This window comes from Nocardia sp. MDA0666 (genome assembly GCF_003023875.1).
GTDB lineage: Bacteria > Actinomycetota > Actinomycetes > Mycobacteriales > Mycobacteriaceae > Nocardia > Nocardia aobensis.
On sequence record NZ_PYHT01000018.1, the window covers coordinates 41,938 to 62,365 of the forward strand.

Sequence of the window (20,428 nt, forward strand, 5' to 3'; positions counted from 1 at the left end):
GGTTGACAGCGCCGGACAAGTCAACATAAGTTAACCACAATTCGCAAAGTTAACCATCATTCTCGTCTCGTCGCCACCGGCGGCGGCCCACCTGGGAGTAACCATGAGCGATCACGACCACACCCCCGGCCTCACCATCGTGCGGGACGATCGCGTTTTGCGGGTGACCATCGACAATCCCGGTCGCAAGAACGCCCTCAGCTACGACGCGATGATCGCCCTCGGTGACACGCTGGGGAATGTGGCCGAGGATGAGTCGATTCGCGTCGTCGTGCTGACCGGGGCGGGCGGCGATTTCTGCACCGGCGCCGATCTGGCCGCGGCGGCCGCCGAGAAGGAGCGGGGCATCACCCCCGAGATGACCATGGACGGCGCGAACCGGATGATCCGTTCGATCATCGACGCGCCGGTGCCGGTGATCGCGCGGGTGCGCGGTGCCGCCGCGGGAATCGGTGTGGCGCTGGCACTTTCCGCCGATTTCACCTATGCGAGCGAGGAGGCCTATCTGCTGCAGGCCTTCATCAACATCGGCCTGATGCCCGACGGTGGCGCCGCCGCGCTGGTGGCCGCCGCATCCGGCCGGGCGCTGGCCGCGGAGCTGGCGCTGCTCGGGGAGCGGCTGCCCGTCACCGAGGCCTATCGGCGCGGCCTGCTGGCCGGGGTCCTGCCCGTCGACGAGCTCGATGCGAAGGTCGAGGCGGTCGCCGCCAAACTCGCCCACGGCCCGCGCCGCGCCCTCGAACTCACCAAGCGCACCCTCAACCGGGCCGCCCTGGCGTCGTTGGACGAGGCGCTCGCCGCCGAGAAGGCCGGGCAGGCCGAGTTGCTGCGCGGACCCGATTTCGCCGAGGGCGCCGCCGCGATGCTCGGCAAGCGCAAAGCGGTGTTCACCCACTAGGACGCCCTCGTCGCTAGACGCCGGCGCTCCCGTCCTCCGGGAGCGCTGCGTCCAGCATCGGATCCGAGGTCGCCGCCGGATACCCGTAGCCCACCCAGCGGTTGCGATTCGCCCAGCCGACCAGATCGAATCGCCAACGGAACGGCCAGGTTCGCGACACCGTCATGAACAGCACCGCCCCGAGGGCTGCGTAGTCGTCGTGCGCCGACAGCAGCGCCCGCTGCTGGCGCGGGGAGGCGGTGAAGAAGGCCTCGAACATCGAGATCGATTGCGCGGTCGTCAGCCGCCCCAAGCCGTAGAGGCCGCGCATCCGCATCCAATACACCAGCCGCGCCTGCCACGGCCACAGCGCCGCGACCGGATCGGCGCCCGTGCGCACCGCGTCGACCAGTGTGTCGACCAACGCGAACGAATCGGCGACGCTGTAGCCGGTGCACGGATGCATCATGCCGCCGCGGGAGCCGAACGGCACCGGATCGTTGCCGCGCAGCGACCGGCGCATCGGCGGGGGCGGCTGATCCAGCGGATAGTGTGCGGCCTCGGACGGTTCGTCACCGCGCAGCCGGACGCCGTGCGCGGCGAGCCGATGCAGGGTGCGCCGGCGCAGTTCGTGCTGCGGCATGCCGCCGCGCAGGCCGAGACTGGTCTCCTCGAAGATCACCGTGCCGTCGCCGAGCGGGACCGCGTACAGGAACGAGGGCGGCTCGTCCGGGCCGGCGCCGTTCTCGTCGCGCCAATCCAGCAGCAGCCCTTCACCATCGGCGATCATCGGCGCCGCCCGGTCGGCATCGACGAAGATGCCGTGCGCGCTGGCGGTGCGCCGCGACCCCGGCGAAGCCAGTCCACGGGTATCGACCACCGCGGCGGCGGTGACGGTGCCGCCGCCCTGCAATTCCACGCGATGAGCGTCGACGGAGGTAGCGCGCCCAGCCAGGACGGTGGCATCGTCAAGAGGAAGCGCGTCGCGTAGCCCGGGCTTGGAGAGCACGCAGTACGGCCTGTCGATTCGATGTGGCGTCTGCGTCCAGACGGTGGGCGCCTCGATGCGCTGGGCGATCGCGCTGTGCGGCAGCCATGCGGGAAGTTCGTCGACCCAGCAGGAGAAGGTCGGCGGCCACAGCCGCTCGGGCCGCGGATCCACCGCCACGACGTCGAGCCCCGCCCGCATCGCGCGGTGTGCGACGGCACGGCCGGTCGGCCCGAGCCCGACCACGCACAGATCGGCTCGACGGACATCCTGCGCACTCATGGCTGCATTCTCCCAGCCCGGCCCCGCATCGCCGCGCAGGCCGTGGACGTTACGCCCCGAAAACTCGTGGCGTAGCAATTCGCGTCGTGAAATGCGTTGGGACAGTTCATAACCTGAGACCACGGGCGCCGTCGGGGGTGCTCGCGAACTGCTGGTGGCCAGGGAGAACGAGATGCGAAGATATCGATACGAGGGGCGAATTCCGCGGCGCAGATTCCGGCCGCGAATCGGTCCGGTCACCGCCGCGGTGCTCGCGGCGAGTGCGCTGATGATGTACCCCGCCACCGGTTTCGCCGATCCGGTGCCGTCCGGATCGGGGGGAGGGGAGTCGGCGATCGTCGGAGTGCGCACCGACGACGCGCGGCATCAGACCGTCACGGTCCATTCGGCGTCGATGGCCAAGGACATCGAGGTACAGGTCCAGCGCGCCGCCGATCAGACCACGCCGCGGCCGGTGCTGTATCTGCTGCTGGGCGCGGGCGGCGGCATCGACGGCGCCACCTGGGCGAGCCGCACCGATGCGTTGAATTTCCTGGCGGACAAGGACGTCAACGTCGTGACGCCGATCGGCGGCCAGTTCAGTTATTACACCGACTGGAAACGCGACGATCCCTTTCTCGGGCGCAACAAATGGCGCACATTCCTCACCGAGGAACTGCCGCCCCTGCTCGATAAATTCCTGAATGCCAACGGTCGCAACGGCATAGCTGGATATTCGATGTCCGCGACCACCACATTGGCGCTGGCCGCCCTCACTCCCGGACTGTATTCCGCCGTCGGGTCCTACAGTGGCTGTGCGCAAACCAGCGATCCGATGGGACAGGAATTCGTGCGCCTCACGGTGAATACCTGGGGATGGTCGAATACCGACAACATGTGGGGCCCGACGGGTGATCCGGAATGGGTGCGCAACGATCCCTACGTACACGCGGAAGGATTGCGCGGCAAGGCGATCTATATCGCCAACGGCACCGGCCTGCCGGGTCCGTACGACACCTACGGCGGCAAGTACTCGCTGCCGGGAGCATGGGGTTTCTCGAACCAGATCGTGATCGGCGGCATCATCGAGGCGGCCACCAACCTCTGCGCGCACAACATGCAGACGCGATTGGATTCGCTCGGCATTCCGGCCACCTACAATTTCCGGCCCACGGGCACCCACACCTGGGGCTATTGGCAGGACGACCTCGAACAGTCGTGGCCGGTTCTCGCCGGAGGCCTGGGATTGTGATCGATATCTCGAGCCGGAGCGGGCGATATGAAAATGCCACATCATCGCTGATTATTCGTGACAACGGGTGGCGGTCCGGGTGCCGGGAAATATCGTGCACTTCCCCTACCATGGGCTGCCATGAGTAGGGTGCGGTTCTCGGCGACAGCCGTGTTCTTTTGCGCCTTGGTCGCCATAATTACGGGCCAGGCGCCTGTGGTCGGCGCATATCCGGTGGAGGTTCCGTCATTGCCCGGCGCGAACGATTTCACCTGCCGGCCGACGCCGGACAAACCCTATCCGGTGGTGCTGGCGCACGGCGCCGCCACCGACGCGCAGCGCAGTTTCGGAGCATTGGCGCCCGCGCTGCGCCGCGCGGGATATTGCGTATTCGCGGCCGATATCGGCCGTGTTCCGTTCCCGGCGCCGGGCACGAGCGGCGCCGCCGATCGGGGGTGGCCCGGTCTGGGCCCGGTGGCGGCGGCCCTGCAGGGAAATGTGATCTACGGCGTCGCGGACATCGCGTCCCAGACGACGGAGCTGAGCACCTTCGTCTCGACGGTCCGCAACACCACCGGCGCGGCGAAGGTGATCATGGTCGGCCATTCCACCGGCGGCACCGAGATCCGCGAGCTGGTGCGGCGGCGCCCCGACGTGGTGGCGAGTGTGGTCACCGTCGGGACGCCGTACCGGGGATCCACCTTCGAGGGCCTGCCCAGCATGTTCCCGTTCTACGGGGCCCTGGGGATGGACGGGCAGCAGACCGCGGCGCAGGTCTTCGGGCCCGCCGGGGCCGAACAGGTTCCGGGCGCCCCGACGCTGGCCGCGCTGAACGCCGGCGGCGAGACCGCGCCCGGCATCCGCTACACCGCGATCGCGAGCCGCACCGACGAGGTCATCACACCTCCGGAGACCGCGCTGCTGGCCGCGCCGCGGCCGGGGGACCGCAATTCCTGGGTGCAGGACGGCTGCCCGAACCTCGCGGTCGGCCACGACGAATTGCTGTCGGCCCCGCGCGTGATCGCCGACATCCTGGCCGCGGTCGCGGACGCGCCGCCGCCCCCGCCCTGCTGAGTCGCGTGCCCTGCCGAGTCGCGACGCCCCGGCGAGCCGGGCCGAATCGGCTACTTCGGTGTCACCCAGGTGGTGATGTCGGCGTGTACGACCTCGATGCCGCGTTTGTCATAGATCGACACGGGAACAACCACTTCCCTTCCCTCGGTGAGGGCGTCGAAGTCCGGGATCCGGTCGAGTTTCGCGACCGCGCGCAGACCCGATTCGGCCTTGGCCAGGTACTGCACGTTCATCGCCTTGGGGATCCAGCGGTGGGTGGTCGGCACCGTCGCCTCGCTCAGCATGCCCATCGCGACCTCGGCCAGATTGCAGGCCGCGATCGCGTGGAAGGTGCCCAGATGATTGTGGATCCCGAACCATTTCGGCGCGGTGACCTCGCACAATCCCGGCTCCAGCCGCACGACGTTCGGGACGACGGTGCCGAAGTAGGGGACGCGGGCGATCATGCCGACCGAGAACAGGGCATGTCCGAGCCGGTTGTCGGGCAGCTTCTTCCAGCCGCGATACGTGGCGGTCTCTGTGCTCATGGCCAGCATCTTACTCTGGAGTAAGTTCGACGCGCCGCGATCCGGTCCGGTACCGTCCGACCAGGACCGCGGCATGTCCGCCGGCGCGGATGACCCCCGATTTGGAGTGGGTGGGGGGCCTCGGGCATACTGTTCGGGTTGCCTGCAGCGGTGGTGTGCGTCCATCGCCGGTAGGTGAGCAGGACCCACTGAGTATCGGCGTCGAGTCCGGCGCGGGTACGTCCGGGACGAAGTTCCGAGACCCACCAGGTGAAGTATGCCCGGGGTCGAAGAATGAGCGGAGAGGCGACACGCCCGACCGCGTGGACCGGAAGAACCATGACAGATGAACAGCGGCGATGGATCGGGTGCGCCCCGGTCGTGATGGTGGCTGATGCGTCTTCGTGTGTTCGGGCTGTGCAAATGAGGGTGGTTCGGGAGCGAAAGCTCCTGGGTCACAACGTAAGCGGAGAAAAGGACACTCAGCGTGGCGGGACAGAAGATCCGCATCAGGCTCAAGGCCTACGACCATGAGGCGATCGATGCGTCTGCACGCAAGATCGTCGAGACGGTGACCCGCACCGGTGCCCGCGTCGTCGGGCCGGTGCCGTTGCCGACCGAGAAGAACGTGTATTGCGTCATCCGCTCGCCGCACAAGTACAAGGACTCGCGCGAGCACTTCGAGATGCGCACGCACAAGCGGCTGATCGACATCCTCGACCCGACGCCGAAGACGGTCGACGCGCTCATGCGCATCGATCTGCCGGCCAGCGTCGACGTCAACATTCAGTGACGGGGATTGCAGATATGACTGACAACAAGAACAGGCCCGCCGCGGGCATCCTGGGCACCAAGCTCGGTATGACCCAGGTGTTCGACGAGAAGAACCGCGTCGTTCCGGTCACCGTCGTCAAGGCCGGACCGAACGTCGTGACCCAGATCCGCACCGAGGAGCGCGACGGCTACTCCGCCGTTCAGATCGCTTTCGGCGCGATCGACCCGCGCAAGGTGATCAAGCCCGTCGCCGGGCAGTTCGCCAAGGCCGGTGTCACCCCGCGCCGCCACGTCGCCGAGATCCGCGTCGCCGACGCCGGCTCGTTCGAGGTGGGCCAGGAACTGTCGGCCGATGTCTTCGAAGAGGGCACCTACGTCGACGTGACCGGCACCAGCAAGGGCAAGGGCTACGCCGGTGTCATGAAGCGTCACGGCTTCAAGGGCCAGGGCGCCGCCCACGGTGCGCAGGCCGTGCACCGCCGGCCGGGCTCCATCGGTGGTTGCTCCACCCCGGGTCGCGTGTTCAAGGGCATGCGGATGGCCGGCCGGATGGGTAACGACCGCGTGACCACGCAGAACCTCTCGGTCCACAAGGTGGACGCCGAGAACGGCCTGCTGCTGATCAAGGGCGCGATCCCGGGCCGCAAGGGCGGCATCGTGATCGTCAAGAGTGCTGCGAAGGGTGGTGCCCGGGCATGAGCACCGACACTAAGACCAACCTGACGCTTCCGGTCAAAGAGCCGGGCGGCAAGACCAACGGCACCGTCGAACTCCCCGCGGAGATCTTCGACGCGACCGCCAACATCGCGCTGATGCACCAGGTCGTCGTGGCCCAGCAGGCCGCGGCTCGCCAGGGCACGCACGCCACCAAGACCCGCGGCGACGTCCGCGGCGGTGGTAAGAAGCCGTACCGCCAGAAGGGCACCGGCCGCGCCCGCCAGGGTTCGACCCGTGCGCCGCAGTTCACCGGCGGTGGCACCGTGCACGGCCCGCAGCCGCGCGACTACTCGCAGCGCCTGCCCAAGAAGATGAAGGCCGCCGCCCTGCGTGGCGCCCTGTCGGACCGGGCCCGCAACGAGCGCATCCACGTGATCAGCGAACTGGTCGCCGGCCAGACACCGTCCACCAAGGCCGCCAAGAACTTCCTGGCCGAGCTGTCGGACCGCAAGAAGGTTCTGGTCGTGGTGGGCCGCGAAGATGTCACCGCGTGGAAGAGCGTGGCGAACCTGCAGGGGGTGCACCCGATCGCGCCGGACCAGCTGAACACCTACGACGTGCTGCTCAGCGACGACGTCGTGTTCAGCGTCGAGGCGCTCAACGCGTTCGTGCACGGCCCGGCCGAGTCTGCACAGGAGGAAAGCAAGTGACCACCATCGCCGACCCCCGCGACATTCTGCTCGCGCCGGTGATCTCCGAGAAGTCCTACGGACTGATCGAAGAGGGCACCTACACCTTCCTGGTGCACCCGGACTCGAACAAGACGCAGATCAAGATCGCCGTCGAGAAGGTTTTCGGCGTCACGGTCACCAGCGTCAACACTGCCAACCGTCAGGGCAAGCGCAAGCGGACCCGCTTCGGTTACGGCCAGCGCAAGAGCACCAAGCGCGCGCTCGTGACCATCTCGGCCGACAGCAAGCCCATCGAGATCTTCGGAGGCCCGGTCGCGTAAGCGGTCGGATCTTCAGAAAGTAGAGAAGAACTCATGGCAATCCGTAAGTACAAGCCGACTACGCCGGGTAGGCGCGGGTCGTCCGTTTCGGACTTCGCCGAGATCACCCGGTCCACTCCCGAGAAGTCGCTGCTGCGCCCGCTCACCAAGTCCGGTGGTCGTAACGCGCACGGCCGGATCACCACCCGTCATCGCGGTGGCGGTCACAAGCGGGCCTACCGTCTGATCGACTTCCGTCGGTTGGACAAGGACGGCATCCCGGCCAAGGTCGCTCACATCGAGTACGACCCGAACCGCACCGCCAACATCGCCCTGCTGCACTACGCCGACGGCGAGAAGCGCTACATCATCGCGCCGAAGGGCATCGCCCAGGGCACGCGGATCGAGTCCGGCACCGGCGCCGACATCAAGCCCGGCAACAACCTGCCGCTGCGCTCGATCCCGACCGGTACCACCATCCACGCGGTGGAGCTGCGTCCGGGCGGTGGCGCCAAACTGGCTCGTGCCGCCGGTATGAGCATCCAGCTGCTGGGTAAGGAAGGCGTCTACGCCGTCCTGCGTATGCCCTCCGGTGAAATCCGCCGCGTCGACGTGCGCTGCCGCGCCACCGTCGGCGAGGTCGGCAACGCCGAGCAGTCGAACATCAACTGGGGTAAGGCCGGCCGTATGCGCTGGAAGGGTCGCCGCCCCACGGTCCGTGGTGTCGTCATGAACCCCGTCGACCACCCGCACGGTGGTGGTGAGGGCAAGACCTCCGGTGGTCGCCACCCGGTCTCGCCCTGGGGTAAGCCCGAAGGCCGTACTCGTAAGCCCAACCGTCCGAGCGACAAGCTCATCGTCCGCCGCCGCGGCAAGAAGCGTTAAGGAGGAGGTTAAAGATGCCACGCAGCCTCAAGAAGGGCCCGTTCGTCGACGAACACCTCCTCAAGAAGGTGGACGTCCAGAACGAGAAGGGCACCAAGCAGGTCATCAAGACCTGGTCGCGTCGTTCGACCATCATCCCCGATTTCATCGGCCACACGTTCTCGGTCCACGACGGCCGCAAGCACGTGCCGGTGTTCGTCTCGGAGAACATGGTCGGGCACAAGCTCGGTGAGTTCGCGCCGACCAGGACGTTCCGGAGCCACGTCAAGGAAGATCGGAAGAGCAAGCGGCGATGAGCGAACAAGACACCACGCTTCAGAACCCGACCGCGCGCGCGACCGCGAAGCACGTTCGCGTCACTCCGATGAAGGCTCGCCGCGTCGTGGACCTGGTCCGCGGCAAGCGGGTCGAGGATGCGCTGAACATCCTGCGCTTCGCACCGCAGGCCGCCAGCGAACCCGTCGCCAAGGTCGTGGCCAGCGCCGCGGCGAACGCCGAGAACAACTTCGGCCTGAACCCCGACACCCTGGTCATCTCGACGGCGTATGTCGACGAGGGCGCGACCATGAAGCGTTTCCAGCCGCGCGCCCAGGGCCGCGCGTTCCGGATCCGCAAGCGCACCAGCCACATCACCATCGAGGTCGAGAGCGTCGCTTCCGCCGCCCCGGCTCGTAGCCGCCGGAAGGGAGGGGCTAAGTAAATGGGACAGAAAATCAATCCCCACGGCTTCCGCCTCGGTATCACCACCGATTGGAAGTCCCGCTGGTACGCCGACAAGCAGTACAAGGAATACGTCAAGGAAGACGTAGCCATCCGCAAGCTGCTGAGCACGGGTATGGAGCGGGCCGGCATCTCGAAGGTCGAGATCGAGCGCACTCGTGACCGCGTCCGGGTGGACATCCACACCGCGCGTCCGGGCATCGTGATCGGCCGTCGCGGCGCCGAGGCCGACCGCATCCGCGCCGAGCTGGAGAAGCTCACCGGCAAGCAGGTTCAGCTGAACATCCTCGAGGTCAAGAACCCCGAGTCGGATGCGCAGCTGGTTGCTCAGGGTGTGGCCGAGCAGCTGTCCAACCGTGTGGCGTTCCGTCGCGCGATGCGCAAGGCCATTCAGTCGGCCATGCGTTCGCCGAACGTCAAGGGCATTCGAGTGCAGTGCTCGGGCCGCCTCGGCGGCGCCGAAATGTCGCGCTCGGAGTTCTACCGCGAGGGTCGGGTGCCGCTGCACACGCTGCGCGCCGACATCGATTACGGCCTGTACGAGGCTCGCACCACCTTCGGCCGGATCGGCGTGAAGGTGTGGATCTACAAGGGCGACATCGTCGGCGGCAAGCGTGAGGTCACCGCCGCCGCCGCGCAGCCCGAGCGTCGCGAGCGTCGGGAGCGGCCGAGCCGTCCGCGGCGGTCCGGTTCGGCCGGTACCACCGCGACCAGCACTGAGGCCGGACGGGCCGCCACCGCGGTGGCGGAGGCTCCGGCAGAGAATCAGGAGGGCTGACCCATGCTGATGCCCCGCAAGGTCAAGCACCGCAAGCAGCATCACCCCGGTCGTACCGGTATGGCCAAGGGCGGCACCTCGGTGGCGTTCGGTGAATTCGGCATCCAGGCTCTCGAGCCCGCCTACGTCACCAACCGGCAGATCGAGTCGGCGCGTATCGCGATGACCCGCCACATCAAGCGTGGCGGCAAGATCTGGATCAACATCTACCCGGATCGCCCGCTGACCAAGAAGCCCGCCGAGACCCGCATGGGTTCCGGTAAGGGTTCGCCGGAGTGGTGGGTCGCGAACGTCAAGCCGGGTCGCGTGATGTTCGAGATGTCTTACCCGAACGAGGAGATCGCTCGTGAGGCGCTGCGCCGCGCGATGCACAAGCTCCCGATGAAGTGCAGGATCGTGACCAGGGAGGAGCAGTTCTGATGGCTACCGGAACTCCGGCCGCAGACCTGCGCGAGCTCAACGAGGACGAGCTCGTCGCCCGCCTGCGTGAATCGAAGGAAGAGCTGTTCAACCTGCGCTTCCAGATGGCGACCGGCCAGTTGCAGAACAACCGGCGCCTGCGTGTGGTTCGTCACGAGATCGCGCGCATCTACACGGTCATGCGTGAGCGTGAGCTCGGCTTGGCCTCCGGTCCTGAAGGCAAGGGAGACGCCGCATGAGCGACGTAAAGGGCCCGGCCAAGACGCCGGCCAAGGAGACCGAACGTGGCTCGCGCAAAGTGCGTGTCGGTTACGTCGTCTCCGACAAGATGAACAAGACGATCGTCGTCGAGCTGGAAGACCGTAACCGGCACCCGCTCTACGGCAAGATCATCCGCACCACCTCGAAGGTGAAGGCGCACGACGAGAACGAGATCGCCGGTGTCGGCGACCGCGTGCAGCTGATGGAGACCCGTCCGCTGTCGGCCACCAAGCGGTGGCGGCTGGTGGAGGTCCTGGAGAAGGCGAAGTAATCGCTCCTTCTTCGGCTCCGGCTGTGTAGTCGACATGCGAAGGCCCGCTTCCCGTTCGGGAAGCGGGCCTTCGTGCATCCGGCGCCGCCTCGTGGTGGTATCTATCCTGGTATCATCTCGATATGGCATGGACGATGCGGTTTCCCGAGGATGAGGGAGCGGAGCTCGACGCGCAGGCCCGGGAGGAGGGGCGCGCCAAGAGCGAGATCGTCCGTGACGCTGTGCGTATGTATCTTCTGGCCCATCGGCGCTGGGACGTCGCGTTCGTCGATGAGGAAGACACGGTGGATTTGGGGGGCCCGATCCGCAAGGAGGACATCCGGGGCGCGATGAATCGGTCCGCATGATCGTCGTCGCCGACACCTCGGGCCTCCTCGCGTTGTTCAATCGCTCGGATCCGGAACACTTCGCGGTGCGGCGTGCCGCCGATTCCGCGAGCACGTTGGTGACCAGCCAGTTGGCGCTCACGGAAGTCCACCACGTGGTCAGCGTTCGCGGTGATCGGAAGATCGCCGACCGTATCGTCGCGTTGCTTGCCGATCGGATCGAGGCCGGACGACTCGTGCCGGGTGACGTGGGCGCCGACCGTCTGCGAACAGCCGTGCGGGTGCGGGCCGCATACGAGGGCCTGAATCTCGACCTCGTCGACGCGGTCAGTGTCGTGCTGGCTGCCGAATTCGACACCGACGCCATCCTGACGTTGGATCGCAGGGACTTTCGGGTGCTGCGTCCACTGAATCGGTTCCGCGCATTCCGATTGTTCCCCGATGATCTCGATGAGTGACCCTCGGCGGTCGCTGTGAGCTGGAGCGCTTGGCCCGACTCCCTTCGCGCCGATGTCCGCACCCTGTGGGAGTACAACCTCATGGGGCATGAGACTCGGCCGGTGGATGTGGGGATCGGGCTGGGGAGTCACGACATCGGGGTGGCGGCGTATGCGGTCGAGCTGTTTCGGCGGGGGATCTTTTCGACGATCGTGTTCAGTGGCGCGAACGCGCCCACGACGGTCGCCGAGTTCCCGTACGGAGAGGCGGTTCACTATCGGGAACACGCTGTCGCGCAGGGGGTTCCGGACGACGCTGTCCTGGTCGAGCCCCGCGCCACGAATACCGCTGAGAACATCGACCTTTCGCGTGCGTTGCTGCGCGACTCCGGTCGCGTCGTGCGGTCGGTTCTGCTGATCTGCCGGCCGTATCAACAGCGGCGCAGTTATGCGACCTGCCGGAAGCGGTGGCCGGAGGTCGAGGTGGTGTGCGGTTCACTGCCGGAGTCGCTGGACGACTATGTGGCGCGGATCGGCGATGCGGAGCGCGTGGTCACGATGCTGGTGGGGGATACGCAACGAGTGTGGCGGTATGCGGCCGAGGGATGGGCGATCGAACAGGATGTTCCGGACGCGGTTCGCGCCGCGTACGACCGGCTGGTGGCGGCCGGCTTCACCGGACGTCTGCTGCCACCGCGCCGATAATCGGCCGCGGGTGGCCGTCGATCGGAACACACCCCACCCACGGTGAACGACTGGGCTGCCCACACCTGAGAATCGGTAGATTACTCGCGTCCTCGGGGCATCGGCGGGAGGAACGAGAAGGTGTGGGGTGTACGGAATTTCGATTCACTGCGACTGCCGGCGGGAGAGCGCTGATGCGGGTTGTGATCGCGGGCGCAGGGATCGCCGGACTGACCGCGGCGGCCTGTCTGCACCGGGTGGGCATCGACGCGGTGGTGTTCGATGCGGTCACCGAACTGCGTCCCCTCGGTGTCGGGATCAATCTGTTGCCCCATGCGGTGCGGGAACTGACCGAGCTGGGAATCGGTGCGGCCCTGGCCGATTGCGCGATCGCGACGTCGCGCACGCTGCACCTGGATCGGTTCGGGAATCGAATCTGGAGTGAGGCACGCGGTTTGGCAGCCGGTCAGCGCTGGCCGCAGTATGCGGTCCATCGCGGCGAATTGCAGGAGTTGCTCGTGGAGTTGGTGCGTGCCCGGCTGGGAGCGGACGCCGTGCGTGAAGGGCTGGCGCTGCACTCGTTCACCGAGGACGTCAACGGGGTGCGCTGCCGCTTCCGCGACCGGTCCGCGGGCCACTTCGTCGAGGAGACTGCGGATGTATTGATCGGCGCCGACGGTCTGCATTCGGCCGTCCGAGCGCAATTGCATCCGGCCGAGGGACGTCCGCTGTGGAACGGCATTCGAATGTGGCGGGGCGTCAGTGAGATTCGGCCCTTCCTGGACGGCCGGACGATGGTGGTCGCGGGTTCCAACCACGCCGCGAAATTCGTCATGTACCCGATTTCCGGCGCCGCGCATCGTCGGGGGAGTTCGCTGGTGAACTGGGTTGCCGAAGTGCGCGTGCACGATACGGCGGCGCAGAGCCCGGACTGGAATCGCGCCGGGCGGCTGGCGGATGTGCTCCCGCACTACGACGGTTGGCGCCTGGCCGGTGTCGACATTTCCGCCTTGCTGCGCGCCAGCGCCGAAGTGCTCGAGTATCCGATGGTCGACCGAGACCCGTTGCCGCACTGGGGGACCGGACGCGTCACGATAATGGGCGATGCCGCACATCCGATGTATCCGGTCGGCTCCAACGGCGGCTCGCAAGCCATTCTCGATGCCGGCGTTCTGGCGTCCGAACTCGCGTCGGCCGCCGATCCGATCGCCGGACTGGCGCGCTACGAGCAGGTCCGGCGGAAGGCGGTCAACGCCATCGTGCTGGCGAACCGCGATATGCCGATGGACCGGGTGCTGCACGCGGTGGCGCAACGGGCGCCGCTCGGCTTCGATCGGATCGAGGAGGTGCTCACCGCGGCCGAACTCGCCGGCCTTGCCGAGGCGTACCGTCATACCAGTGCCGCTGTTCCCGCCGACCTCGCATCGGACGCGGTCGCGGCAGAAGCCACGACCTATGCCGCCGGCGCCTCGGCGGACGACGGGCGTCCGTACGACTCCGGGACGGAGTGACCGGCCTCGAAGGCCGTCGCGCGCTGCGGCGCTGGCGAGCCGAGCGACCGCACTCGGCGTCCGAGCGGGGTTGTTCCCTCGATCCGGGGCCGGCCGGTGAGGTAGATACTGCCGGGCGCGTGGCGCACCACGCCGACGATCGCGAGGGTCACCGCCAGCACCGCCACGAACAACAGCGCCGTCGCGCCCGCGGCGCCGACCGCGTCGTGCAGCCGAGGGTAGAGGGGGATCAGCAGTTCCAGCACGATCGGATGCATCAGGAAGACAGCGAAGGAGCGATCGGCGCCGTAGCGCGAGATGCGGCCCACGACGCGATACTTCGGGCGTAGCCACGACCACCACGTACTCACGGTGTAGAGGCCGACGATCAGCGCGACGAAATAGACGGCCATGTACGGGTTGAAGACGTCGTCGGCCTGCCACGGTGTGGTGCCGCCCGCGACGGCGTGCTGATAGCACCACTCGGCGCCCGCCGCCACGAGGACGGTGCCGAGGATCATCAGCGGGCCGAAGCGGCGCACGGCCCGGTCGACGGTGCCGATATGCCAGGCGGCGACCGCGCCGAACAGGATGTAGAACTGGTACGGCAGTACCGTCACGTAGAGGTGGTCCCACAGCTCCTCCGGCATACCGGTGAGCGTCGGCGGATGCGTGAGCGCCCCCAGCATGCCCGCTTGGACGAGCGCACTCGTCCCGAGTACCCACCGGTGGTGGCCGGCCGACCAGCGGACGAACCGGAGCAACAGCGGAAAGAGCAGGTAGATCTGCATCGAGACCAGTAGGAAGTACAGCTGATACCAGGCCTCTCCGGTCACGAGTTCGATCGCCAACCGGCGTACCGCTCCCGCCGCGGACTCCTGATGAATGCCGGCGACCACCGAATAGCCCCAGTAGAACACCGACCAGAGGACGTAGGGGATGCCGACGAGGGCGAAGCGTCGGCGCCAGAAATGCGGTGCGTCGAAGGACCGGTCGGCGTACTGATAGATCAGCACGAATCCGGTCAGCGTGAAGAAGGCCTCCCGGGGAAAGTGCAGCAGCACCATGGCCCCGTTCGCGGACACGTTGTTCGGATCACTGGATCTGTCGATCACGTGTACGGCGATCACACTGGCGAAGGTCAGGATCCGGAACAGGTTGACCTGATGCAGATACGGCCGCGACGGCTGGGGTTGTGCGGCCTCTCCGGATTCGGTCGTGACGGAGGTGGGTGTACCGCGGACCGAGGTCGCAATCGCCGTACTCATCGTGCCGTGATCCGTGGGCAGGAGCACCGTCCGTCGCGCAGCAAGGTCGCCGACGAATGCGCTCGCGGAAAGGTCTCGATCATCTGCTTCCTCGAGTCGGTCGTCGCCCTCCATGATTACGACCGAGCCTGTGAGGTTCCTTATCGGGCCCTTCGAGGCGCCTGAACCGCCTGGTAGCGGCGTTGCGAATCGGCGCTCAGCCGCCGACCGCCACGGGCATGCTGATGCGGCGCGCCGCCTCCAATATTCCCAGTATCCGCGAGCCCGGCAGGCCGATGGCGGCGCCGATCGCGGCGGGGGTCCACGATTCGTCGGTGAGGGTGAGGATTTCGGCGAGCTGGTCGACCGACAGCTTGGACAGGCCGCGGCGGCGGATTTCGTGTGCCACCGACCGGATGGCCACCTCGCCGGTCTCGTCCTCCGCGGAATCGACAGCGACGGAATCCACAGCGACGGGATCGACGCTAATGGGATCGACGCCAATGGGATCGGCGGCAATGGAATCGGCGGCGACGGATTCGATATCGGCGAACTCGGGCTCGTCCACCTCCGTGTCCTCGGCGTGGGCGAGGTCGGCGAGGTCGTCCGTCGGCGTCGTGCGGTCGAATTCGGCTGCGGCCGCAACGGATCGCGGCGCTTCGGCGACCGGATCACCCAGCACCAACTGCACCGCGTCGTCCACGGCCCGCCGCGTGCGCGTCTTGCGCGGTTCGGCGGAGACGATCCGAAGCCCGGCACCGGGCGATCCCGACCGCTCATCGGAGCGCGCGGGCGTCTCGGCCTCCGTCACTTCCGTTGGCGCCGGGGTGTTCACCGTCGGCTCGTCGGCCTTGCCGGTTGCCGCGGCGGCAGAGTCGTCGGTCGCTGTCGCGGCGGTGACCACTCCGTATGCCGCGGCCGGCTCGGCGGGAGCCGGCCCCCGTGTGGTCGACGATGTGTTTGCCGCGGTCGTGCTGGCGGCTGAAGGGGTCGGTGCGGTCGAATCCCGGGACGACGTCGCGGGAGAGTCGACAGTCGGCGAATCGGCGAAAGCCGCCGTGCCCGCTTCGCCGGATGCCGGAACCGGCGATTCGAACGCCACCGAAACGGCCGGTGCGGTGCGCGCGGCGGACTGCGGTGGTGAAGACACGGGTGCGGGCGCTGCCCCGGCCGCGTCCACCGTCGCGGCCGTAGGCCGGCAACTTTCCACCGCGTCCGCGAGCAGCAGCGAGGCATTCCATCCCGCCACCGACACAGGTTGCGGCACAGCCGTCGACGGGAGCTGTGGATAACTGGGGAATTCCGCGGTCCCGGCGGATTCGGGCAGCGGACGCGCCTCCGCCCATTCGGGAAGGTCGTCGGGCCGGTAGCTCGGGCGGTACCCGGTCGGCGGTAGGTCGGAGTCGATGTCCTCCATCGGGATGTCGTCGATGAGCTGGGCGTAGCGCGCGGAAACCCAGGCGTGCAACCAGATCACGACGCCCACCATGACGGGGGCGACGGCGGCCTCGGCGGCGCGTGCCGGTGCGCCCGCGACCAGATGGGGGCCGGCGTTGAGGGCGATGGTGACGCCGAGCAGCGCGGTTTCGAGGAATACGACCTTGCCGCGGTCGATATCGCGGCCCCACCGGGCGGCGGTGGTGGCGACCACCATGATGGTGATGATCGGGATCGAGATCATCGCCTCGAAGCCGTAACTGAGCCAATACAGCGGATCCGACATGTCGCCGCTGGGCACGAGGTTGTGCTGGACGTTCACCCCCGCCCACACCATGCCGAGGACGACGACGCCGATCAGTGCCCGCGACGACCATTCGGCGCGGCGGAACAGTTGTGCCAGGCGCGCATCGGGATTCGACACCCGCATACGCGCCGCGCGGGCCCGCCGGTGCCAGCGGGCGTCCGCGTCGTCGGCCCGGCGCAGGGCCAGGGCGACACGGCGATCGCGCTTCTCGGCCGACAGCTGGGCCGTCACCGCGCGTTTGCGTTGCCGGCGGCGCTGGGTGCGAATCCATTCGGCGAGATCGCGTTCGGCGGCGATCTCCCGGTCGGACAGTTCGGCGAACAGCGCCGGGTCTGCCTGCAGGGGCAGCTTGCCCCGTGCGGTCGCCACCCGGCGGGCCAGCGCGTTGAGCTCCGCCTGCGGGGAGTGCTCGGTGGCGCCCCGCCGCCGGGCGGCCTTCGGCGAGGCCGGGGGCAGTGCGGCGTCGTGGGTCGGAGGGTGCGCGGAGTCCGCCGGAGGGACGGCGGTCGTGGTGGTCGACTGCTCGTCGAGCATGGCGTGCCTTTCCCGGCAGCAACCGCGCTACCGAGGTCGATTACCCGAGTACTCGAACATATGTGTGATCGAAGTGAGAGAGTAATCGCCGACCATCGGCGCGGTCAACGCTTTCACCGAACATCAGTTCGGGTGAATATGCAAATGGGCTGTTCGGCCCGGCGATTGGCGAATTACGCTGCGACAGCGGAATTTCAGTGCACCGCGGTATGCCAGACAATCGCCGCCGCGAGCGCGCCCGCCCCGTTGAGCGACCAGTGCAGTGCGATCGGCGCGAGCAGACTTCCGCTGCGCCGGCGCAACCAGGTGAAGATCACACCGGCGGCCGCGGTGGCCAGGACGGCCAGTGCGATTCCGGCGATCTGCCCGCCGACACCACCGCCGAGCAGTGTGCTCAAACCGCGGTTCCCGCTGGTCAAGCCGAGTGACGAGGCGATATGCCAGCAGCCGAAAAGCAGTGACCCGACGATGAATACACCGCGTGCGCCGGTCGCTCGATCCAGTGCGCCGTGCAGGACGCCGCGGAAGGCGAGTTCCTCCGGGATCACGGTCTGCAGCGGAATGACGATCATGGAGGCGATCAATGCGCCGGACAGGGTCGCATATCGATTGGCGAGAAAGAACGGCCGCGTAATCGGCAGCAGTGCGCCGATCACCACCGCGCCCACGACAATCGCGACCGCGCCGAGCGCATAGAGCGTTCCGCGCCGCCACTGCCGCGGCGAAAGTCCCAATTCCGCCCAGCCGAGCCCGCGTCGCCGCATCAACAGCACGAGAATCACCGCGGCCGCCGGAACGGTCGCGATATTCGCCCATTGCGAGGTGAAATGCGCGATGAGATTCGTACCGGCGAGCACCGCCACCACGACGGCGACGTCGAGGTAAGCGTGTAACCGGCGCCCCGGGCCGACCGGGGCCGAGGACTGCGCAACCCCGTTATCGTTTCGAGACATCGCCGCCAGTCTACGTTCATCCGGGCGGGCGTGCCGTGTTCGGCGGGTCACGATCGACCCGTCGGACGCCGGGGCCGCGGCTCGCGGGCGAACGACCATTCGCGCTATCCGGTCGATTCGCCGCTCCAGCCCGCGTAGTCGGTCCACGCCTGCAGGGTCCGCGTGGTCTCGAACACCCGCTCGGCCCCGCTGATCGGGTCGGTGAAGGCGAGTCGCGCGGCCAGCAGTTGCAGCGGCCGGGTGAAATCGTCCACGGGGCGATCGGTGAGGTGGGGATAGAAGTCGTCTCCGAGGATCGGCACCCCGAGCCCGTTCATGTGCAGTCGCAGCTGATGGGTGCGGCCGGTGTGCGGGCTCAGCCGGTAGCGGCCGAGGCCGTCGCGGTGGTCGATCAGCTCGATCAGCGTTTCCGCGTTGGGTTCGCCCTCGACCTCGAAGGCGCGAAGGATCGTGCGCTCCTTGACGATTCGGCTGCGCACCGTGCGGGGCAGGGCCAGTTCGGGATCGTAGGGCGCGATCGCCTCGTACTGTTTGTGCACCCGGCGCTTGTGGAACAGGGTCTGATACGCCCCGCGCCGCGCCGGATCGACCACGAACAGGATCAGTCCGGCCGTGGTCCGGTCCAGCCGGTGCGCGGGCACCAGATCCGGGAGGTCCAGATCGCGCCGCAACCGGACCAGTGCGGTCTCGAGGATGTGCTGTCCGCGCGGAATCGTGGACAGGAAGTGGGGTTTGTCGACCACCAGCAGATGGTCGTCGCGATGCACCACGGTGACCTCGAAGGGCACCGGTGTCTCGTTCGGCAGATCACGGTGGAACCACACCGCGCCCCCGGGGACATAGGGCGCGTCCGGCTCGATCGGACCGTCGAGGTCGACGATGTCGCCGCCGGCGAGCATCTCGTCGATGCGCGCGGCGGGGACCCGGGGGAGCCGATGGACCAGATGGTCGCGAATCGTCGCCCAGGTTCCGTCTTCGGGTAACCGCAGCCGCGCCGGATCGAGTCCGTGGCGCTTGGGCAGCGGCGGCTGTTGCCGGCGTCGCACGTAACGACCCTAACTACAGCGCCGCAGTGCCTCGGATCAGAGGTCGCGGTCCCGCGCAGCCGATCGGTCGTCCGCCATTCGATAGTGGCCGGCCTCGAGCCGCTCCAGCACGCCGGCCGTCCACTGCGACAGGCTGTCGAATGTGCCGCTCCACAGCTCGAGCAGGTCGGCGGAGTGCGGAGCTTCGTACCGAGGCGGGTAGTCGGCCTTCATGGCGAGTAGTTCGTCTCGCACCTGCGCACTGCGTTCGCGTTGCTGTCGCAGCAGACCGATGACGTGCGATCGCGGCAGGGTGTCCATGAACGCGATACCGGCGCCGAGTTCCTCCATATCGATGCTGACCAGCGCCGCGTCCAGGAGGGTGCGGAACTCGGCGTCACCGGCCTCGGTCATTTCGAAGAGGGTGCGGCCGGGCCCGGTACTGCTGGCTTCGGTTCCGCTCGCCTGCAGTTTGCCCTCGTGGGTGAGCTGTTTGAGGGCGTGGTAGATCGAGCCCGGCTTCACATTCGTCCACGTGTCGGCGCGCCAGGACAGCAATTCGCGCCGAACCGCGTAGCCGTACGTCGGCTGCCGCAACCGGATCACGCCGAGGACGAGTAATCGCACTGTGGACACGAATGGATGATAGCCTCCACTAGTCAAATTTGAATACTGGAGGTATGTGGGATGCCCGAGAGTGCGGTGCCGTTGTTGTGGAGCCGTAAGTCCGAGCTGTCCGAATTGCTCGACTTCTACCGCGGCCTCGGTTTCGAGGTCACCTATGAGCAGACTCGCCCCTACGTGTACGGCGCGGTCGCGCGCAGCGGGTACGAACTGCACTTCACCGCCCGGCCCGACGGCGTCGACGCGGAACTCAGCTGTTTGATTCTCGTCGACGACGTCGGCGCCTATCACGGCGAATTCACTGCCGCGCTGCGCGCGCGGCTCGGCAAGGTACCGGCCAAGGGGATGCCGCGAATCACGCGGTTCAAGCCCGGGCAGACCCGCTTCACGATGGTGGATCCCGCGGGCAATCACGTGCTGGTGATCCAACGGGACGAGCCGCGCGAGCTGGAGTACGGCGGGTCCGCGGCGCTCGAAGGTCTCGCTCGGGTGCTCGACAATGTGCGTATACTGCGTGATTTCAAGAACGACGACGCGGCGGCGCTGCGAGTGCTGGAAGTCGGCCTGCGCAGATACGGACAGACCGCCACGCCGGAGGATCTGGAGCGCGCGCGGCGGGAGCGGACGGAGTTGTCGGGCGAGTTGCCCTAGCGTCCGCGATGGCGGTCCC

26 protein-coding genes are annotated in these 20,428 nt (G+C 67.5%); 19 read left to right on the forward strand and 7 right to left on the reverse strand.

Translation table 11 applies throughout. The features are described from left to right. Window positions 1-103: 103 nt before the first annotated feature. Complete coding sequence (locus C8258_RS22890) at window positions 104-898, forward strand: enoyl-CoA hydratase (protein ID WP_106956953.1); 795 nt, start codon at window positions 104-106, stop codon at window positions 896-898. 13 nt (window positions 899-911) lie between these two features. Here the strand turns inward: C8258_RS22890 and C8258_RS22895 are convergent, their stop codons facing one another. Then, on the reverse strand, window positions 912-2,147 hold the full coding sequence (locus C8258_RS22895) for a lycopene cyclase family protein (protein ID WP_106956999.1): 1,236 nt from the start codon (window positions 2,145-2,147) through the stop codon (window positions 912-914). 172 nt (window positions 2,148-2,319) lie between these two features. Between C8258_RS22895 and C8258_RS22900 the strand changes: the two genes are divergently transcribed. Beyond that, complete coding sequence (locus C8258_RS22900; protein WP_233225268.1) at window positions 2,320-3,378, forward strand: alpha/beta hydrolase family protein; 1,059 nt, start codon at window positions 2,320-2,322, stop codon at window positions 3,376-3,378. A 120-nt stretch (window positions 3,379-3,498) separates the two neighbouring features. After that, window positions 3,499-4,431, forward strand: coding sequence for a triacylglycerol lipase (locus C8258_RS22905; RefSeq protein ID WP_106956955.1), 933 nt, complete (start codon window positions 3,499-3,501; stop codon window positions 4,429-4,431). Between the two features lie 50 nt (window positions 4,432-4,481). On the opposite strand, the gene C8258_RS22910 is transcribed toward C8258_RS22905, so the two are convergent. Beyond that, window positions 4,482-4,958: a hotdog fold domain-containing protein gene (locus tag C8258_RS22910; protein WP_106957000.1), complete on the reverse strand. Its 477-nt coding sequence runs from the start codon at window positions 4,956-4,958 to the stop codon at window positions 4,482-4,484. A 466-nt stretch (window positions 4,959-5,424) separates the two neighbouring features. Between C8258_RS22910 and rpsJ the strand changes: the two genes are divergently transcribed. The 15 genes from rpsJ to C8258_RS22985 all read left to right on the forward strand — a co-directional run bounded on the left by rpsJ (window position 5,425) and on the right by C8258_RS22985 (window position 13,652). Next, on the forward strand, window positions 5,425-5,730 hold the full coding sequence (rpsJ, locus tag C8258_RS22915; RefSeq protein ID WP_003938093.1) for a 30S ribosomal protein S10: 306 nt from the start codon (window positions 5,425-5,427) through the stop codon (window positions 5,728-5,730). 14 nt (window positions 5,731-5,744) lie between these two features. Next, complete coding sequence (gene rplC / locus C8258_RS22920) at window positions 5,745-6,410, forward strand: 50S ribosomal protein L3 (RefSeq protein ID WP_036498166.1); 666 nt, start codon at window positions 5,745-5,747, stop codon at window positions 6,408-6,410. Next, window positions 6,407-7,078, forward strand: coding sequence for a 50S ribosomal protein L4 (rplD, locus tag C8258_RS22925; RefSeq protein WP_036498167.1), 672 nt, complete (start codon window positions 6,407-6,409; stop codon window positions 7,076-7,078). The genes rplC and rplD overlap by 4 nt, the downstream gene beginning before the upstream one ends. Continuing rightward, the gene (gene rplW / locus C8258_RS22930; protein ID WP_025347175.1) at window positions 7,075-7,380 is read left to right on the forward strand and encodes a 50S ribosomal protein L23; all 306 of its coding nucleotides are present in this window, start codon (window positions 7,075-7,077) and stop codon (window positions 7,378-7,380) included. The genes rplD and rplW overlap by 4 nt, the downstream gene beginning before the upstream one ends. Before the next feature lie 33 nt (window positions 7,381-7,413). Continuing rightward, entirely contained in the window at window positions 7,414-8,244 is an 831-nt protein-coding gene (gene rplB / locus C8258_RS22935; protein ID WP_106956956.1) for a 50S ribosomal protein L2, read from the forward strand. 14 nt (window positions 8,245-8,258) lie between these two features. Next, entirely contained in the window at window positions 8,259-8,540 is a 282-nt protein-coding gene (rpsS, locus tag C8258_RS22940) for a 30S ribosomal protein S19 (RefSeq protein ID WP_030513362.1), read from the forward strand. Then, window positions 8,537-8,944, forward strand: coding sequence for a 50S ribosomal protein L22 (gene rplV / locus C8258_RS22945; protein ID WP_025347178.1), 408 nt, complete (start codon window positions 8,537-8,539; stop codon window positions 8,942-8,944). The genes rpsS and rplV overlap by 4 nt, the downstream gene beginning before the upstream one ends. Then, entirely contained in the window at window positions 8,945-9,742 is a 798-nt protein-coding gene (gene rpsC, locus C8258_RS22950) for a 30S ribosomal protein S3 (RefSeq protein ID WP_039776445.1), read from the forward strand. A gap of 3 nt (window positions 9,743-9,745) precedes the next feature. After that, window positions 9,746-10,162 (forward strand): 50S ribosomal protein L16, encoded by a 417-nt coding sequence (gene rplP / locus C8258_RS22955; RefSeq protein WP_106956957.1) that lies wholly within the window; start codon window positions 9,746-9,748, stop codon window positions 10,160-10,162. After that, complete coding sequence (gene rpmC / locus C8258_RS22960) at window positions 10,162-10,401, forward strand: 50S ribosomal protein L29 (protein ID WP_025347181.1); 240 nt, start codon at window positions 10,162-10,164, stop codon at window positions 10,399-10,401. Before rplP ends, rpmC begins: the two co-directional genes overlap by 1 nt. Then, window positions 10,398-10,694 carry a 30S ribosomal protein S17 gene (gene rpsQ / locus C8258_RS22965; protein WP_036498176.1) on the forward strand — a complete coding sequence of 99 codons (297 nt, stop codon included), beginning with the start codon at window positions 10,398-10,400 and terminating at the stop codon, window positions 10,692-10,694. The genes rpmC and rpsQ overlap by 4 nt, the downstream gene beginning before the upstream one ends. A gap of 122 nt (window positions 10,695-10,816) precedes the next feature. Then, window positions 10,817-11,041 (forward strand): CopG family transcriptional regulator, encoded by a 225-nt coding sequence (locus C8258_RS22970; RefSeq protein ID WP_039776448.1) that lies wholly within the window; start codon window positions 10,817-10,819, stop codon window positions 11,039-11,041. Next, window positions 11,038-11,478 (forward strand): type II toxin-antitoxin system VapC family toxin, encoded by a 441-nt coding sequence (locus tag C8258_RS22975; protein ID WP_106956958.1) that lies wholly within the window; start codon window positions 11,038-11,040, stop codon window positions 11,476-11,478. The genes C8258_RS22970 and C8258_RS22975 overlap by 4 nt, the downstream gene beginning before the upstream one ends. Before the next feature lie 102 nt (window positions 11,479-11,580). Then, window positions 11,581-12,162, forward strand: a complete 582-nt coding sequence (locus C8258_RS22980; RefSeq protein ID WP_233225269.1) for a YdcF family protein — start codon at window positions 11,581-11,583, stop codon at window positions 12,160-12,162. 173 nt (window positions 12,163-12,335) lie between these two features. Beyond that, the gene (locus C8258_RS22985) at window positions 12,336-13,652 is read left to right on the forward strand and encodes a flavin-dependent oxidoreductase (protein ID WP_106956960.1); all 1,317 of its coding nucleotides are present in this window, start codon (window positions 12,336-12,338) and stop codon (window positions 13,650-13,652) included. Here C8258_RS22985 and C8258_RS32675 read toward each other — a convergent pair. The 5 genes from C8258_RS32675 to C8258_RS23005 form a co-directional block, all read right to left on the reverse strand. Next, a complete protein-coding gene (locus C8258_RS32675) occupies window positions 13,595-14,899 on the reverse strand; it encodes an acyltransferase (protein ID WP_158271297.1) in 1,305 nt (434 codons plus the stop codon). The genes C8258_RS22985 and C8258_RS32675 overlap by 58 nt on opposite strands. Window positions 14,900-15,095: 196 nt before the next feature. Beyond that, entirely contained in the window at window positions 15,096-17,156 is a 2,061-nt protein-coding gene (locus tag C8258_RS32680; RefSeq protein ID WP_158271298.1) for a hypothetical protein, read from the reverse strand. A 194-nt stretch (window positions 17,157-17,350) separates the two neighbouring features. Continuing rightward, window positions 17,351-18,109 carry a CPBP family intramembrane glutamic endopeptidase gene (locus C8258_RS22995; protein WP_036498206.1) on the reverse strand — a complete coding sequence of 253 codons (759 nt, stop codon included), beginning with the start codon at window positions 18,107-18,109 and terminating at the stop codon, window positions 17,351-17,353. Between the two features lie 104 nt (window positions 18,110-18,213). After that, a complete protein-coding gene (locus tag C8258_RS23000) occupies window positions 18,214-19,155 on the reverse strand; it encodes an RluA family pseudouridine synthase (RefSeq protein WP_106956962.1) in 942 nt (313 codons plus the stop codon). 36 nt (window positions 19,156-19,191) lie between these two features. After that, window positions 19,192-19,770, reverse strand: coding sequence for a PadR family transcriptional regulator (locus tag C8258_RS23005; RefSeq protein ID WP_106956963.1), 579 nt, complete (start codon window positions 19,768-19,770; stop codon window positions 19,192-19,194). 51 nt (window positions 19,771-19,821) lie between these two features. Between C8258_RS23005 and C8258_RS23010 the strand changes: the two genes are divergently transcribed. Next, complete coding sequence (locus C8258_RS23010; protein ID WP_106956964.1) at window positions 19,822-20,409, forward strand: glyoxalase; 588 nt, start codon at window positions 19,822-19,824, stop codon at window positions 20,407-20,409. The last annotated feature ends 19 nt before the right edge of the window (window positions 20,410-20,428 follow it).